The 17,951-nt window shown below is 36.9% G+C and carries 10 protein-coding genes; 4 read left to right on the forward strand and 6 right to left on the reverse strand.

Annotated features, from left to right (window positions below):
* Positions 1-80: 80 nt before the first annotated feature.
* Together E0Y80_RS04625 and tilS are read right to left on the reverse strand one after the other, a co-directional pair.
* Positions 81-566: a hypothetical protein gene (locus E0Y80_RS04625; RefSeq protein WP_156306234.1), complete on the reverse strand. Its 486-nt coding sequence runs from the start codon at positions 564-566 to the stop codon at positions 81-83.
* A 5-nt stretch (positions 567-571) separates the two neighbouring features.
* Positions 572-1,897, reverse strand: coding sequence for a tRNA lysidine(34) synthetase TilS (gene tilS, locus E0Y80_RS04630; RefSeq protein ID WP_156306235.1), 1,326 nt, complete (start codon positions 1,895-1,897; stop codon positions 572-574).
* 95 nt (positions 1,898-1,992) lie between these two features.
* Between tilS and E0Y80_RS04635 the strand changes: the two genes are divergently transcribed.
* The 3 genes from E0Y80_RS04635 (at position 1,993) to E0Y80_RS04645 (ending at position 9,545) form a co-directional block, all read left to right on the forward strand.
* The gene (locus E0Y80_RS04635) at positions 1,993-4,452 is read left to right on the forward strand and encodes an OstA-like protein (RefSeq protein ID WP_231595922.1); all 2,460 of its coding nucleotides are present in this window, start codon (positions 1,993-1,995) and stop codon (positions 4,450-4,452) included.
* Positions 4,453-4,923: 471 nt separating this feature from the next.
* Entirely contained in the window at positions 4,924-8,085 is a 3,162-nt protein-coding gene (locus E0Y80_RS04640) for a SusC/RagA family TonB-linked outer membrane protein (protein ID WP_156306236.1), read from the forward strand.
* Between the two features lie 11 nt (positions 8,086-8,096).
* On the forward strand, positions 8,097-9,545 hold the full coding sequence (locus E0Y80_RS04645; protein WP_156306237.1) for a RagB/SusD family nutrient uptake outer membrane protein: 1,449 nt from the start codon (positions 8,097-8,099) through the stop codon (positions 9,543-9,545).
* 51 nt (positions 9,546-9,596) lie between these two features.
* Here the strand turns inward: E0Y80_RS04645 and E0Y80_RS04650 are convergent, their stop codons facing one another.
* The 4 genes from E0Y80_RS04650 to E0Y80_RS04665 all read right to left on the reverse strand — a co-directional run bounded on the left by E0Y80_RS04650 (position 9,597) and on the right by E0Y80_RS04665 (position 13,243).
* Entirely contained in the window at positions 9,597-10,166 is a 570-nt protein-coding gene (locus E0Y80_RS04650; RefSeq protein WP_156306238.1) for a non-canonical purine NTP diphosphatase, read from the reverse strand.
* Positions 10,167-10,238: 72 nt separating this feature from the next.
* Positions 10,239-10,790, reverse strand: a complete 552-nt coding sequence (locus E0Y80_RS04655) for a hypothetical protein (protein WP_231595923.1) — start codon at positions 10,788-10,790, stop codon at positions 10,239-10,241.
* Between the two features lie 19 nt (positions 10,791-10,809).
* A complete protein-coding gene (locus E0Y80_RS04660; RefSeq protein WP_156306239.1) occupies positions 10,810-11,790 on the reverse strand; it encodes a deoxyhypusine synthase family protein in 981 nt (326 codons plus the stop codon).
* 343 nt (positions 11,791-12,133) lie between these two features.
* Positions 12,134-13,243 (reverse strand): mandelate racemase/muconate lactonizing enzyme family protein, encoded by a 1,110-nt coding sequence (locus E0Y80_RS04665; protein ID WP_156306240.1) that lies wholly within the window; start codon positions 13,241-13,243, stop codon positions 12,134-12,136.
* Between the two features lie 210 nt (positions 13,244-13,453).
* Between E0Y80_RS04665 and gltB the strand changes: the two genes are divergently transcribed.
* A complete protein-coding gene (gene gltB, locus E0Y80_RS04670; protein ID WP_156306241.1) occupies positions 13,454-17,950 on the forward strand; it encodes a glutamate synthase large subunit in 4,497 nt (1,498 codons plus the stop codon).
* Position 17,951: the final 1 nt, after the last annotated feature.

Consider the following 17,951-nt stretch of genomic DNA (forward strand, 5'->3'; position numbering starts at 1 on the left):
CTAATGCTTTTTACCAAATTTAATAAATAAACAAAAGCAAAGCGGGTTTGATTGTCAAGTAAATCTCAATTAACATTTTTTTACTTTTCGTTTTTTGCTTTTATAACAGCTTGCAAAAGTTGAGCTGGATGCTGAGAACCAATAACATAGACAAGTCCATCTTTATCGGTTAGCCATAAAGCTTCTTTTCCTCCAGAATAGAATCTAATTTTTCCATTCTTGTGTAAATTATAAACTGGATTATTAAAAAAGAAAGTTGAGTAGTTTTTCTTTTCTACGGATTTGATTGAGTTCAAGTCTATTTTCACCAAGCTTGTTGTCCAAAGGCCGCTTAAGATTACGTGAGTTTTGGTAATTGTAGTTCTGTAACTCACCATGTAGAGCATAATGATTGAGACCAATAGGATTCCAACTCCTACAATGAAGAACAATTGCTGAGAAACGACATGTTCCCAATTGATATAATAGGCAACAAAGCAAAACAAGGCTAAAATTAACCTTACACTAATCCAAGTCCAGTCTCTACCTAGGTATTGTTTTTCCTGAAATAAGATTTGATCCTCCATAATTGCTATTTATATACTAAAGTAAGTACTTTCTTTGTATTTTCTGTCACTTTAAAGCGATTATCTAAGCGCATTCCTAGCACCCAAATAATAATTCCATCGGCATTAACTAATATAGGGACAGTGTTTTTCTCGAAACGATTTATCTTTTGCTGAATAAAATAATCACTAAGCTTTTTAGATCCTTCCATTCCCAAAGGCTTAAAGGAATCTCCTTGATTCCACGTTCGTATGGTTAAAGGGAACTTAAGCAAATCCTGATCAACCTGTACTTTCGATTTGTCATCAGAAAATTCAATTTCGTGACCTTCTTCCATCGAAAACAGTTTATCCTGGAGCTTTATTTTTGAATCCAATTTTTCAATTTTTTCATCGATAATTCTGTCTTCAGCACGTTCTCTAATTATCAAGTCATTCTGACTCAATAAAAGTTCATGAGTTTGCGATTGAAAAACCTGCCCCATTCCCTGATCGAATACAGAGATTAAATCCTCAATAACATTTCGTTGGAAATGATATATTTTAAAGATTTCAAATAACAGATAAGATTCCTGAAGATAAGGTCGGATCAGATCCTTTAATATTATGATATTCTCATCTTGGGATTGAAAAATTGATTGTCGAATGCTTTCAACTTGTCTTTGGATAAACTGTTGGCTCTCTTCAAAGTGCTTAATATTTTGAAGAATGATCGTTTCAAAATCTGGTTGTATCTCTTTGAATTTAGGTATGATTTCAAGCCTTATTTTATTGCGGGCATATTTGGTTGAAAAATTTGACTGATCATCACGATATGGAACTTTCAATTTGTCAACAAGTTGAGCGATTTCCAAGGCAGACAAGAACAATAATGGACGAATGATAAAACCGCGTTTTGGCTGAATACCCAAGAGTCCTTGAATTCCCGTTGATCTCGTAAGATTTAATAGGACAGTCTCCAAATGATCATTTGCATGTTGTGCAATGGCAATTACACTACAATTATGTGTTACCCGTGCTGATTCAAACCATTCATATCGCAATTGTCGAGCGGCCATCTGAATTGAAATTTTATTCTTAGCAGCAAATTGTTCGGTATCGAATTTTCTAAGTAAAACTGGGAACCCAAGTTCTTCACAATATTCAACCACCAATTTCTCATCTTTATCAGACTCTTCCCCCCTTAACTGGAAATTACAATGTGCAACAATGGCATCAACATTTAAATCATGGAAAAATTTTGCCATAAGCATAGAATCCTTCCCGCCACTTACTGCCAAAAGAACGCGATCTCCCGGAGTTAGGAGGTTCTTTTCGATGATGAACTGTTTTAATCTTTCCAAAACTGGCATTTCCAAAATTACAGATTATTAATAATGTAAAGTCAGAGGCATTAAAATTTATTGTTTAACAAATTTTTGCTAATTAATTCTATATTTTTGCGCTTGTGAGATACCTATTGTTAATACTTATCAGCATGATCTGCATTTCTGCGCACGGGCAGGATGAATTTACTCCTGTAAATACAGCAGAGAATAATGATGCGCCTATGCGTTTGGTATCGTCTTCAAGTAGCAGATTCATCAATCAAAAGATCTTAAGGAGTTATAATGCTGTTTACGAACATAAAGGATCAACTTTAGCGGCAGACAGTGGTGATTTATATAAAGACGATATTGGAAATGAATTTTTTGAAGCCCATGGAAATATTGTTATAACTCAACCTTCCGGAACAGTTATTCAAGGTACACATCTTCACTATGATGCTTCCTCACAACATGCCGTTCTGACAAAGAATGTCAAGATGGTGGATGCACAGAGTACTTTAACCACAAATTATCTTACCTATAATTTAAGGAGCCAGCAGGGAACTTATACTGGTGGCGGTCGTATTATTGGACAAGGAGACACTATTACCTCTCAAAAGGCTTATTACTTTGAGAACACGAAGGATGCTTATTTTAACAATAAAGTTGTTGTAAGGAATCAAAGCACCATAATTTATACCGATACAATGCAATATAATACGATGTATCGAGATGCATTCTTTTTTGGCCCCACCACGATAAATGGTCGTTCTGGCGAAAAATTATATACAGAAAAGGGAACATACAATACAGAATTTGGCATAGCTAAGTTCAACAAGAACAATCTGTATACTGAAAGCAGCAAGTTTTTAAAGGGAGATAGTTTGTTTTATGACCGCAACAAAGGGATTGGCGAGGCCTTTAGAAATGTACTTTTTGTAGATACACTAGACAAATTTTATGCGAGTGGAGGCTATGGTAAATATCTTGAAAATGAGCAATCCATTCTAATGACGAACAAGCCATTGATCAAATACGTCGTCCAGACAGATTCCAATGATACTTCCCAAGATACCATTCAAACTGATTCTATTCCAACTGAAGCATTATCGAAAAGAGAGCAAAGAAAACTAGATAGAGCCCAGGAAAAAGAAAGAAAAGAGTCTGAGAAATTAGAGAAGGATAGACTCGAAAATCAAGGCTTAGTAGTCACGAAGCCTGATGAAGTAGATAGTTTAGCGAAACCTATTTTGCCACGGCAAACCAGCAAAGTTGATACGGCATATATGACCGCTGACACCCTCTATTCTCGGGTTATTTTTGTTCGGGATTACAGGCCATTGGATTTAAAATTGGATCGTAATGGTGGTCAAATGGAGGACACAACAGAAGTCGATTATGGGGCATTGGATGAAGTTGAATTATTTGAATCGGGTGATTCAACAACTATTTCAGACACTACAATCAGCAATGAGATTACAAAAGCTGTACCTCAAAAAAAACCGACAACAACAGTAAAGGAAATACCGGTTAAACAAAAAATTGCAGTTCCGGCAAAACCAAAACCAGTTGATTCGGCAACGATTCAAGCCAGTACAAAAGCGGATAGTATCCTGCGAAGAAATGCGGTCATGCCTACAGGAAAAGAACAGGACAGTTTGATGTCGAATGCATTAAAGGTTGCCCAAACTGCGGATACGCTATTAAAGGATTCCACCCAGATCTATGCAGACACTGCCCGAACAAGAATTGTTAAGGCCTATTACAATGTTAGGGTTTTTAAGTCCGACCTTCAAGCAGTAGCCGATTCGGTTTATTATGGTATGGTTGACTCTATGTTCCGATTTATGGGTTCGCCCATGATTTGGTCTGAAGGATCACAAATCAATGCGGACACCATCTATATGCAGATCAAAAATAACAAGATGGACAATGCATTATTAAAAGATAATGCCTTTATGGTCAATGCAGTCTTAGATACATTAAAATTTAACCAATTAAAAGGCAGAAAGATTACCGCCTTTTTTGCCAATAATAATATTGATCGATTATATGTCGATGGGAATGCTGAGAATTTAGTTTTCTCTACAAATGATAAAACCAATACGATTACTGAAATGTTCCATGATCGAAGCAGTCGTATTAAAATAAATATGGAAGGCAAGAAAATAATTGATTATGTATCTATTCGAAAGGTAGACCAAAAGGTTTATCCATTTAAACTAGTTACACAAGAAATTGAAGTCTTGCCAGGATTTTTATGGAAACCTGAAGACAGGCCAAAATCAGTTGAAGATATGCTGAACCGAAAAAGGTCTAAATCCACTGGCATCGAGAACCAAAAAGACAGTTTAGGGAATAAGAATATAGGAAATCAATTGAAAATTGAGTCAGATGAAACAGACAATGGCTCTAAATCTAAGGTTGATTCTACAAAATTAGAGCAGGAAACACCGTCAAAAAAACCTGAAGATAAAATGGAAACCAAAATCGATAGTTCTAAATCATCGAGTACCACAACCCAAAATTTACCGGAAAGTATTAACTCAGTCATCTCTGATAGTTTAAAAAATAAGGGACAAAATATCCCAAAAAAGTAGGTTCATAAGTTCCGAATTTTTAATTATAACCTATTCCTAAATAGCCTAAATTGAGGGTTCCCTATCCAACATCATTGTTACAAATATGATTGAATCTTTAAAAAAACTGAACAATTTAGAATAACCTCCCATCAATTGAATAACAATAATTTCATTTTTCGTAAAATATAGAATTAAGATAATATTTACTTCTTTAGATATATTTTATTAACCGAAAGCATCTGTTAATTGAAAATACAAATATTTAACAGTTAATTAACGTTAATTTTAAAAATATATTTTACATATTAAATAATTTTTAATCACCAATATAGGTGGTTTTTATAAATTTTACAATAAGCAACCGTTTGATATGTAAAAATTTATAAACATATTCAACCCGAAAGTTGAATTCTAGAGGCATCTTTCACTAACCAGTAAGTATTTGATCTAAAGAGCTGTATTTACTAACTAATATTAACTAAACAACACATGAAACAAAGATTACTTAGCATGCTTGTGCTATGCGTGCTGCTTATTGGCAGTGCCTATGCGCAAAATCGGCAGGTATCCGGAACGGTTACTTCTGCCACAGACGGCACTCCGATCTCTGGAGTATCGGTAAGAGTTGTCGGAACTTCTACAGCAACTCAAACATCAGGAGATGGATCATACACGATCTCAGTACCTGACAACAATGGTTCCCTATCCTTTACGTACATTGGGTATCAATCCTTCCAAACAGCGATTGGAACACGTGCTGTTATCAATGTACAATTAGCTTCAGATGATGAAACATTAGATGAGGTTGTTGTAACGGGATATATGGTACAGAGCAAAAAAGACTTTACGGGAGCATCTGCAAAAGTTTCTGGAGAAACCGTTGCAAACCGTCCATTACAGAGTTTTACCCAAGGGTTAACAGGACAGGCTTCAGGAGTAAACATCATTCAGCCTAGCGGTGTATTAAACAATCCTCCGGTTGTTCGTGTACGTGGATTGAGCTCACTTTCATTAAGCTCCTTTCCATTAGTAGTTGTTGATGGTATTCCGATTTCAACTGGTGATGTTTCAGAAAACTCTGCAGCGAACAATCCATTAGGTGATATTAACCCAGAGGATATTGAATCAGTTGACATTTTAAAAGATGCGGCTTCAACAGCAATTTATGGATCAAGAGGTGCTGCAGGGGTCTTATTAATAACAACTAAAAGAGGTAAAGCAGGTGCTGCAAAAGTTTCTTATGATGGTTGGTTTGGCTCTTCAAAAGCAGTTCGTTTAGCTGAACTTATGAATGCCGAGCAATACATTGCACATAAGAATAATGCAATTAAAAATGCTAGAGAAATAAATCCAAAATTATCTACGGCTTCGTATCCTGTTGACGGAGGATTCTTCCCAACATTGGATGCAAATGGTAATCCAGTTGATACACGTTGGTATGATTTTGTGTATGATACTGGAATTTCTCATAATCATAATTTAAGTGTTAGTGGTGGAAATGAAGCTACAAAATATTTTTTCTCAGGTAACCTATCTGATCAAGATGGTATTTTGGTTAAAAACTCATTTAAAAGAAAAGGTGTTCGCGCGAACATCGATCATAAGGTAACAGATTGGTTTAAATTAGGAGCAAACTTAAACTTCACAAACAGTGCTAATAATTCTCCAAATTCTGGTTCAGTAGCAGGTGCTGCTTTCAATACTTCGGGATTAGGACGTATTGCTATGGTACAAGCACCTAATGTTCCAGGATATTTACCTAATGGTGATTACAATGTAACAGGAAGTTCAATTGGAAAAGGGGCGAATGTTTTGGCACCTAACTATCCTAACCCACTACCAATTCGTGATTTAGACAAGAACAGTTCAGAAACAAATCGTTTCTTTGCGAATATTAACTCCACTTTTAATTTATTAGATGGGCTTACTCTAAATAATAATTTCACTTGGGATTTAAGAAATACAAATAATCAACAGTTTTGGAATCCTATCAATGGTGATGGTTATAGTTTTAATGGTTATGCGTACAATAATTCCGCTAAAAGCAATAACTGGGTTGTTTTGAACTCTTTGGTTTACAATAAATCTTTTGGTGACCATAACTTAGTAGTTTTAGCAGGACACGAAGCACAAAGTACTCGTGTTGAAAACTGGGGAGGTGTTCGTTATGATTTAACAGACTGGTATTTCAATCAATATCAAGGAAACTTCTTAACCAATGATGCTGGTGGTAATGGCATTGGAGAAAACAGAATTCAATCTTTTCTGACTTCATTAAATTACAACTTTGCAAACAAATACTATTTCACTGCCAATTTCAGACGTGATGGATTATCAGCTTTAGCTGCAGGTAAGAAATGGGGTAATTTTGGTGGTGTTTCAGCAGGCTGGACCATCTCACAAGAAGAGTTCTTTAAATCTAGCTCATTGGCAAATGTAGTATCAAACTTACGTCTTAATGCTAGTTGGGGTAGAGTTGGTAACAGTGCAATATCAAATTCATACGGTTCATTTGACATCTACGACCCAACAATTTACGGAAATGCTGGTGGTATGATTTTCACGCAAGCAGGAAACAGAGAGTTAGGTTGGGAGACCTCAGATCAAACCAACTTTGGTATAGATGTAGGTTTCTTGGACAATAGAGTGTCATTAGAAGCAAGTTATTACAACAAAGACCATAATGGATTAATTTTAGCGGTACCACAAACACCTTCAAAAGGTATTCCAGGAAATTCAATTTTAATGAACATAGGTTCTATGTACAATAGAGGTTTTGAATTTGCTTTAAATGTACGTGCAGTACAAAAAGAGAATTTCAAATGGACTACTACATTAAACTTCTCGACGAATAAAAATGAAGTGACTGCATTAGATAACGAAGGAAGACCTTTAATTGCAACAACAGCTGGATTAGAGACTACAAGTATTACTGAGGTTGGAAAATCTGCAGCGCAAATCTATGCGGTACCAACGAATGGTGTTAACCCTGCAAATGGAAGAAGAATTTTTATCAACAGAGATGGAGAAGAGGTTCAATATTTACATAATGCTCCAAATACTGAAGGATTTTATTCTTATTCATACTTAGACGGAACAAGAGCAGCAGGTGTAGCTGGTGATGCTGTTGCAGCTGGTAATACCTTGCCAACCTACTTTGGAGGTTTCAATAACAATTTTCAATTTGGCAATTTTGATGCGACCTTAAACTTTACTTTCTCAGGAGGCAACTATATCTACAATGGTACTAGAGCTGGTTTAAGAGATCAACGTATCTGGAACAACTCTGTGGACATGTTGGATTCTTGGACTCCTGAAAACAAAAATTCTGATATTCCAAGAGCAATTTATGGAGATAATATCTCCAATGGATCTGCATTCGCTATACAATCAAACATAGAGAAAGGCGACTTTATCAGATTACAAACTGCTTCATTAGGATACCGTTTACCAAGCAGCATCTTTGGAAAATCAGGTATTTCAAGCTTAAGAGTATATGCAGCGGTAAACAATGCATTCTTAATTACGAAATATACAGGTGTTGACCCGGAGATTTCATCGAATGGAGATGGAAATTTAAACTCAGGCGTTGAACGTAACTCTATGCCAAATGGACGTACATTCACATTCGGTATTAACTTAGGTTTTTAATTATTTGTGTCATGAGAAGATTTAAAATCAAAAATAAAATAGTAGGGCTATTGGTTCTTACGCCCTTATTGTTCAGTACGGTCTCTTGTAAAAAGGACTTTTTAGAACTAGCTCCTGAAATCTCTATCCCAAGCGAATTTGTATTTTCAAGTGCAGATCGTATAGAATCTCAGGTTGCAGGTATATATTCATCCATTAAAAATGGTCAATTCTATGGTGGACGTTATTTAATCTATAACGATATCCGTTCAGAGGAATTTGTCAATCAAAGACAAAATAATGTTACAGGTTATTCCACCTATCAATTCAGTAATGATGAAACAGACAGTTATGTTGCTGATTTTTGGATACGTGGCTATTTAACCATTAACCGTATCAATATCTTTTTAGAAGGAATTGAGGAAGTAGGAACAGATATTCTTCCAGCGGATAAAAAATCTCAGTTGGTGGGTGAGGTTAAGTTTGTTCGCGCCTTAACCTATTATTCATTGGTCCAGTTATTTGCAAAACCTTATGCAGCTGATAATGGTGCTTCAAAAGGTATTCCTTTACGTTTATTAGCAGAACGTAATTCTGAAAACAATGATTTGCCAGCTAGTCCAGTTAAAGATATCTATTCTCAAATCATTAAAGATTTAAACGAGGCGGAAGCGGCAGTTCCAGCAACATACGGCGACGCAACAACACAATCAACTCGTGCGCATAAGAATACTGTAATTGCATTTAAATCACGTGTTTATTTAGCGATGAAAGATTATGCAAAAGTTATTTCTGAGTCCAATAAGATTGTGAGTGCAACGGCACCATTCAAAGCAAGTACGGGTGTTCCTCATCAATTAGCTCCTGCCATTAAAGATGTATTTACCAATTACACCATTAATGAGCGTATCTTAAGTTTCCCATTTGAAGCGAATAATGCTCCAGGAACTCAAAATCAATTGGGCTATTATTATAATGAAGGAAATATTGAATATTCATTATCTCCTGATGGAATTTTCGGAAGTGCATCATGGCCAACCACTGATGACCGTAAGAAGGAAATGACTGCAAAATCCTCAGATGGTAAATTGAATTTATTGACCAAATTCTCTGGTGCATCTCCTTTCTTGGACTGGATTCCAGCGATTAGATATTCTGAAGTTCTATTAAATCTAGCAGAGGCAGAAGCAGAGGCAGGATCACAAGTAAGAGCATTGGCTTTATTAAAGGCGGTTCGCAACCGTTCTGATGCTGCTTATACCTTTCCAGCATCTCCTAGTAAAGCTACTTTAGTAGAGGCTATTCTATTAGAACGTAGGATTGAATTCTTAGGTGAGGGCTTACGCGTACCTGATCTTCAGCGTAGAAATATGCCAATTAATTCTGAAGGTGCTGGACGTTTAGTTCAACCAAATGATGAGCGTTATACATTCCCTACTCCATTAGTAGAAATCATTACTAATCCAGGAGTAAATAATTAAGATTTGCTGAGTGATATATTATGGGGGCTGTCCAATTGGACAGTCCCTTTTTTATGAATTAAGAAATTCGACAAGTTTTCCAACAGCAATAGACCGATGACTAATTTTATTTTTTTCTTCTAAAGTCATTTCAGCGAAAGTTTTGTCGAATCCGTTTGGAATAAAAACAGGATCATATCCAAAACCTTTGGTTCCGGTTCTGACCTCAATAATTTTTCCTTCGACAATTCCTTGAAAGAAATACTGCTGATTATTAAGAAACAAAGAAATCACTGTTTTAAAACGAGCATTTCTGTTTGTTTCGGCATTTAATTTTTCGAGAACAAGGTCGATATTTTGTTCCATATCTCTAGATCCGGAATAGCGAGCAGAATAGACACCGGGCTCACCTCCTAATGCTTCAATTTCTAATCCTGAGTCATCAGCAAAGCAATTAACATGATATTTTTCAACTAAATAATTAGTCTTTTGCTTGGCATTATCTTCAAATGTGTTTCCAGTTTCGGGAATATCATCAAAGCAGGAGATGTCGGCAAGTGATTTAATAGAAAACCTATTGCCAACCATTTGTTGGACTTCTTCTAATTTATGGGCGTTGTTTGTAGCAAATACTAATTCCATAGCTAAATTTATATATTCAAAATTAGCAATCTAAAAGGGGATTAAGGAAAGGAAGTGAATATTATATTGATATTAGGATTGAATGAATGTTTTAAATTCCATCCAGAAAAGTTTCTTTTTCTGTACATCTGCGAACATTTCTTCAAAACTAAAGGTATTGAAAACAGTTGCGATCTTACCTCGCATATAGGAATTATGTCCAATCTCAGGGAGTTTTAAAGAGGTGGGTTCTACTCCAAGTAGGGTGATTTTTTTAGGTTGAAAGAATTCCATGATTCTTTTCCATTCATTGGGATTGTGAGCATTCGCTAAATTGACTACTGCTACATTTTCGGCATTCAAATTTAAGGCACCTATTGTTTTTAGGAAAGCTTCTTCGGCCTGCGGGGAAAAGTAAGGGAAATTGGGATATCGAAGGATAAATAAAACTCCAGTTGATTTATCACCTTGATAAATAAACTCCTCAGCAGCGGCTTTAATATGGCCTTGCTGAGGAGTAGAAAAACTTGATCCTGCCGATTGAGTTTCAACAATCGGCAGGTTATTTTCAGGGATAGCAAATATTGTTTCAGACATGAGTGCCTGAATAGCGAATGGATTATCTGTAGTTAGATTTTGTTCCAAAATATCCCTTTTATAAATTTTATTGACCAAGAACCCAGGCAAAGATCAAAGGAGCTACGATTGTAGCATCAGATTCTACGATGAACTTTGGCGATTGTGTATCTAATTTACCCCAGGTGATTTTCTCGTTTGGAACTGCACCAGAGTATGAACCATAAGAAGTTGTTGAGTCAGAAATTTGACAGAAGTAAGACCAGAAAGGAACATCATGCCATTCTAAATCCTGGTACATCATCGGAACGACACAAATAGGGAAGTCACCTGCGATACCACCACCGATTTGGAAGAATCCTACACCTTTGCCACCTGAGTTAGCACGGTACCACTCAGTAAGATACATCATGTATTCAATACCAGTTTTTACTGTATGAACATTTAATTCACCTTTGATAACATATGAAGCGAAGATATTACCAGTTGTCGAGTCTTCCCATCCAGGGACGATAATTGGAATATTTTTTTGTGCGGCTGCGATAATCCATGAGTTTTTAGGATCAATTTCATAGTATTGTTCCAAATCACCTGAAAGCACAACTTTATATAAGAATTCGTGTGGAAAATAACGTTCACCAGCAGCTTCAGCGTCTTTCCATGCTTTTTCTAAGTGTGATTGTAATCTTCTGAAAGCTTCTTCTTCAGGGATACAAGTATCCGTCACGCGATTATAATGGTTTTCCAATAATTCCCACTCATCTTGAGGAGTAAGATCGCGATAGTTAGGGACACGTTTATAGTGTGAGTGTGCTACCAAGTTCATAACATCTTCTTCAAGGTTTGCACCAGTACAAGAGATGATAGCAACTTTATCTTGACGGATCATCTCCGCCAATGAAATTCCAAGTTCAGCAGTACTCATCGCACCTGCTAATGAAACCAACATTTTACCACCTTCAGCTAGGTGTGTTTCATATCCTTTGGCAGCATCAACTAGGGAAGCAGCGTTAAAGTGAAGATAGTTTTTCTCAATAAATTGAGAAATAGGACCTCTTTGTGTACTCATAATCTTATATTCTGATAAATGTTCACAAAGGTACTCAATTATTCAAGAATACCCCAGTGAGGGTGATTCAAAACCACTTAATTACCGTGAAAATTTAATTCCAGTCACTAAATAACACCAATTTAAGTTATTTAATCCTTCAAAAACTAACTAAATGAGTCAATAGAGCCACTCTTTTAACATTTGTTAAAAAATGGAATAAGCTATTCATAACCGGTTAGCAACAATTATTTTCGTTTAAGAAGTTTTGAAAACAACCAGAAAAAAAATGTTACAATCACTACTAAAATCATAATAATTATGATTTCATTTGTTCCTAAGTTCCAAGTGTCATTGTTCATACCTAATCATTATTTTCAATAGTCCATTTTTCACATTTATCTAAAAATAGAGGATCAATATCAGCAGCTATTCCCGGGCCCTCAGTAATTTTGATTGCATAACCATCGTATTGAATTCCTCCTATTACCGGATCTTCAAGATGGCCCACCATACAAGTATCCAAATCAAAGAACTTTACATTATTAGCAGCATATGCGAAATGTGTTTTAGCAGCTAAAGCTAAACGACTTTCCAACATACCACCAATCATACAGGGTATTCCATATTCACTAGCCACGGATTGAATTTTCAAAGATTCAGCAATACCTGATGATTTAGAGAATTTGATATTAATATAATCGCAACTATCTGTCCGACATAATCTTTCAGCATCATGATGGTCATACACAGACTCATCAGCCATAATAGGTACGATAGTTTCTGACCTTAATTGCGGAAGCAAATGGTCGTTATAGGTTCTCATTGGTTGTTCACAAAATTGGATTTTTAAAGCTTCCAAACCCTTTAATGCTTCCACCGCTTCTTCAAAGCTCCATCCTTGATTCGCATCAATCCTGATTGGAATATCAAAACCGACAGCTTGGCGAATAGCTCTAATTCTAGCGATATCATCTTGAGGTTTTTTACCAAGTTTCACTTTCAATGCTACTGCACCAGCATCATGAAGCCTTAAGGCCTTTTCCGCCATTTCCTCAGGAGATGATATACCAATTGTTATATCTGTTACAATTTCACGGGGCTTACCTCCCAAAAATTGATAAAGAGGAATTCCTTCTTTTTTGGCGGCCAAATCATATAAAGCCATGTCAAAAGCAGATTTGATTGTAGCGTTCTTGGCAATGAAAAGATTTAGTTCAGCCAAACGTTCTTCAATTTTCAAGGGATCTTTCCCTATCCAAATTTTGGCAAAATCCTGTGCTACAGCGATGCATGTATTTTGGGTTTCACCTACGATCATTGGAAAAGCAGAACACTCACCTACTCCATATAAACCTTCGTCAGTAATTACCTTAACAAAAGTATTTTGAGCAAATTCCATGATGCCAGTTGCAATTACAAAAGGCTCCATGGGAATACTTAACCTATAGATTTCAATTTTTTGGATTAGCATAATTTATTAGTTCAAATAGCAAATGTAACGAATGATATTCCATTTTTATAAGCATATAGAGAAACAAATACAAAATCAATTATTAAACTGGGTTAATTTTGTATTAACTGTAATGTTTTTATACAATTTTTATAAGAATTGTAATTATTTAAGGATTTTATTCATATATTAGCAAACTCGTTTGTTATTTTATCTAATTATCATATTACAATGCAGCAAGAAGGACTTTATAACCCAGCGTTTGAACACGATGCCTGTGGTGTAGGATTTGTAGCCCACATCAAGGGTCAAAAGTCACATCAACAGGTAGAAGATGCGCTCACCATGTTAGAAAACATGGAACATCGTGGCGCTTGTGGGTGCGACCCAGAATCCGGTGATGGAGCTGGAATCATGATTCAATTACCACATGAATTTTTATGGGAAGAGTGTATTAAGTTAGGGATTCAATTACAAGAACCAGGATATTATGGTGTAGGGATGTTATTTCTTCCTAAGGAGGAAGAGATGAACCGTATTTGCCGTGAAGTAATCGCTGAAGCTGCAAAAGAAAGAGGAATGGATTTATTAGGATTCCGTTCTGTTCCTGTAAACCGAGATGGTATTGGGCCAACCGCTTTAAGTGCTGAGCCGGAAATTGTTCAATTCTTTATATCAAGACCATCGGGTGTAGCGACAACAGAGGATTTTGAAAGGAAATTATTTGTTTTAAGACGTTTAATTATCCAAAAAATCAAACTTCATCAGGAATATCCACTTCCCCTTTATATTGCTTCACTATCCTGTAAGACAATCATTTATAAAGGACAATTAACGACCTATCAAGTAGGTTCATATTTTAAAGATTTAAGAGACCCTAGAGTAGTATCTGCATTTGGATTGATTCACTCCAGATTCTCTACGAATACATTTCCTTCATGGTCTTTGGCTCAACCGTTCCGCATGATTGCGCATAATGGTGAAATCAACACCTTAACAGGAAACTTAAACTGGTTCTATGCTGGAGTACGAGCATATTCATCTCCTTTCTTTACAGAGGAAGAGATGGAAATCTTACTACCTGTTGTAGATAGAGGTCAATCGGATTCGGCATGTTTAGACAATGTCGTAGAACTGTTATTGCATAGTGGTCGCAGCCTACCACATGTCATGTTGATGCTGGTACCTGAGGCCTGGGATGGAAACGATCAAATGGATCCATTGAAGAAGGCATTTTACGAATATCATGCAACATTAATGGAGCCTTGGGATGGACCGGCCGCGCTATGTTTTACAGATGGAAAAATTATCGGTGCTACTTTAGACCGCAATGGTTTGCGACCACTGCGTTACGCAGTTACTTCAGATGACCGCGTAGTTGTTGCTTCAGAAGCAGGAGCTTTACCAATTGACGAGTCTCTAATCATCAAAAAAGGAAGACAGCAACCAGGAAAGATATTTGTTGTGGACATGGAAGCTGGTAAAATCCGTTCCGATGAAGAAGTAAAGGGCGAATTAATCCGTCAACAACCTTATGGCGAATGGATCAATAACTATAAAATTAAATTAGAAGAACTTGCAGATCCGAGGGTAACATTTACTTATCTATCAAAGGAATCAGTCTTTAAATATCAGCTTTCATTTGGTTATTCCAGGGAAGATATTGAAACGATCCTGACTCCAATGGCTTTAACGGGTTACGAACCTATAGGTTCAATGGGAACTGACGTGCCATTGGCTGTACTTTCAGATCAACCACAACATATTTCAAGTTATTTTAAACAATTCTTTGCACAAGTTACGAATCCACCGATCGACCCTATCCGTGAGCGATTAGTGATGAGTTTGGCAACTTTTATTGGCAACTCAGGAAATATATTAGTAGAAGACAAAAAATTCTGTCACTGTGTGACCTTGGAACATCCAATATTAACATCCAGTGAATTAGAGAAATTACGTTCAATTGATACCGGAGTATTCCAAGCAAAAACTATTCAAAGTTATTTCCGCGCAGATGGTAAACCGGGATCTTTAGAAGCAGGAATAGAACGCCTTTGCAGATATGCAGACGATGCTGTACGGGATGGATTTGAAGTTATTATTCTTTCTGACCGCGCGATTGACTCCCAACACTGTGCAATACCATCTTTATTGGCAGTTTCTGCGGTTCACCACCATTTAATTAAAACAGGAAACCGCGGTGCCGTTGGTTTAGTTGTGGAAGCTGGAGATGCCTGGGAGGTTCACCACTTTGCGTGTTTATTGGCATTTGGTGCGACGGCTATCAATCCTTACATGGCCTTAGCAAGCATCCGTACGATGAAAGAAATCGGACAACTTGAAACCGATTTAACATGGGATGACTTGAAAAAGAATTATGTCAAGGCAGTCTGCAATGGACTATTGAAGATATTCTCAAAAATGGGAATATCAACCTTACAATCTTATCATGGAGCACAAATTTTTGAAGTATTAGGAATAGATAGTGAGGTTGTTGATCAATATTTCTGCGGTGCAGTATCCAGAATTGGAGGATTGAATCTTGATGATATTGCCAAAGAAGCATTAGCAAAACATTGGCGGGGATTCGAAACTAGCAGAATTGCTCCATCCTTATTACCAGAAGGAGGAATATATCAATGGAAAAGAAGGGGTGAAGGTCATTTATGGAACCCAGAAACTGTTCATTTGCTTCAACAAGCTTGTAGGACAGGTGACTTCACAACCTATAAAAAATATGCAACCCACATTAACAATCAAAAAGAACGTATGTTCACATTAAGGGGATTGCTAGACTTTGCAAAACATCGTAGTGCTATTCCTATTGATCAGGTAGAGCCAGCAAGCGAAATCATGAAAAGATTTGCAACAGGCGCAATGTCTTTTGGTTCTATTTCCCATGAGGCACATAGCACCCTAGCGATAGCTATGAATAGAATTGGAGGAAAATCCAATACCGGAGAAGGAGGTGAAGATGAGATGCGCTATCAAAAATTACCGAACGGTGATTCGATGCGCTCAGCGATTAAGCAAGTTGCATCCGCTCGTTTTGGTGTCACTTCAAATTACTTAACCCAAGCGGATGAGATACAAATTAAGATGGCTCAAGGTGCAAAACCTGGAGAGGGAGGACAATTGCCGGGTCATAAAGTTGATGACTGGATTGCAAAAGTTCGTCACTCCACACCTGGGGTTGGATTAATTTCACCACCTCCTCACCACGACATCTATTCGATTGAGGATTTGGCACAATTAATTTTCGATTTAAAGAATGCAAATCGACAAGCAAGAATCAACGTAAAATTAGTTTCAAAAGCAGGGGTTGGTACTATTGCAGCAGGAGTTGCCAAGGCACATGCGGATGTTATATTGATTGCAGGCTATGATGGTGGCACAGGAGCCTCTCCAATTAGTTCCATTAAACATGCTGGATTGCCATGGGAACTGGGATTAGCTGAAGCTCATCAAACATTGGTTCAAAATAAACTTCGCAGCCGAGTAGTATTGCAAGCGGATGGACAGATGAAAACTGGACGCGATCTTGTTATTGCTACCTTATTAGGAGCGGAAGAGTGGGGTGTTGCAACCGCAGCTTTAGTCGCCGGAGGTTGTATTATGATGCGAAAATGTCATTTAAATACGTGTCCTGTCGGTGTAGCGACACAAGACCCGGAATTAAGGAAACTATTTTCAGGAAAACCAGAAGATGTAGTGAATCTATTCCAATTCTTGGCAGAGGAAATGCGTGAGATAATGGCAGAATTAGGGTTTAGATCAATCAATGAAATGGTTGGAAAGGCTCAGTTCTTGAAAAAACGTGAAAACTTAGAACATTGGAAAGTAAACAAAATCGACTTTTCAGGGATTCTTCATGTTGCCAATTCCCAAGGAGGGACATTATATAACACCGAAGAGCAAGATCATGGGATGAGCATGATTTTAGACTGGGGTTTATTGACACAATCTAAATTAGCATTAGAAGCTAAAACACCGGTTTTTGGAACCTTCAAGGTGAAAAATACGGATCGTACAATTGGAACGATGTTATCAAATGAAATTTCAAAAATATATGGATCTGAAGGTCTACCAGACAACAGTATAAACTTCAAGTTTGAAGGATCTGCTGGGCAATCATTTGGTGCATTTAATACAAAAGGAATTTCATTTGAACTTGAAGGAGAAGCGAATGACTATGTAGGCAAAGGATTGTCAGGTGCACAATTAGCCATCTACCCTGCAAAAGAAAGCACTTTGGTTCCTCAAGATAATATTATTATCGGTAATGTGGCCTTATATGGTGCTACTTCAGGACACCTATTTATTAACGGTAAAGCAGGAGAAAGATTTGCTGTAAGAAACTCAGGAGCTACTGCAGTGGTTGAGGGAGTAGGTGATCATGGTTGTGAATATATGACAGGAGGACAAGCACTTATTTTAGGAGAAACAGGAAGAAACTTTGCAGCAGGTATGAGTGGTGGAATTGCATGGATATATGACATCGCAGGTACTTTTAAAGAAAACTGTAATAAAGAAATGGTAGACCTTGATCCACTTGAGACAGAGGATGAAACCGCTATCATTGCCTTATTAAAAAAGCATATCCATCTTACGAATAGTGAAAGAGCAAATTACATTCTAACCCATTGGGCTTCTGAGAAGAATAGGTTTATTAAAGTATTCCCTCGGGAATACAAGAATGTATTAAAGAAAAAATTAGTAACAGTATAAT

The sequence above is a fragment of the Sphingobacterium endophyticum genome (assembly GCF_009733535.1).
Lineage (GTDB): Bacteria > Bacteroidota > Bacteroidia > Sphingobacteriales > Sphingobacteriaceae > Sphingobacterium > Sphingobacterium endophyticum.

Bases quoted from the DNA above. Each gene is read 5' to 3' on its own strand.
- E0Y80_RS04625 (WP_156306234.1), bottom strand. From the start codon at position 566: ATGGAGGATCAAATCTTATTTCAGGAAAAACAATACCTAGGTAGAGAC.
- tilS (WP_156306235.1), bottom strand. From the start codon at position 1,897: ATGCCAGTTTTGGAAAGATTAAAACAGTTCATCATCGAAAAGAACCTC.
- E0Y80_RS04640 (WP_156306236.1), top strand. From the start codon at position 4,924: ATGAAACAAAGATTACTTAGCATGCTTGTGCTATGCGTGCTGCTTATT.
- E0Y80_RS04645 (WP_156306237.1), top strand. From the start codon at position 8,097: ATGAGAAGATTTAAAATCAAAAATAAAATAGTAGGGCTATTGGTTCTT.
- E0Y80_RS04650 (WP_156306238.1), bottom strand. From the start codon at position 10,166: ATGGAATTAGTATTTGCTACAAACAACGCCCATAAATTAGAAGAAGTC.
- E0Y80_RS04660 (WP_156306239.1), bottom strand. From the start codon at position 11,790: ATGAGTACACAAAGAGGTCCTATTTCTCAATTTATTGAGAAAAACTAT.
- E0Y80_RS04665 (WP_156306240.1), bottom strand. From the start codon at position 13,243: ATGCTAATCCAAAAAATTGAAATCTATAGGTTAAGTATTCCCATGGAG.
- gltB (WP_156306241.1), top strand. From the start codon at position 13,454: ATGCAGCAAGAAGGACTTTATAACCCAGCGTTTGAACACGATGCCTGT.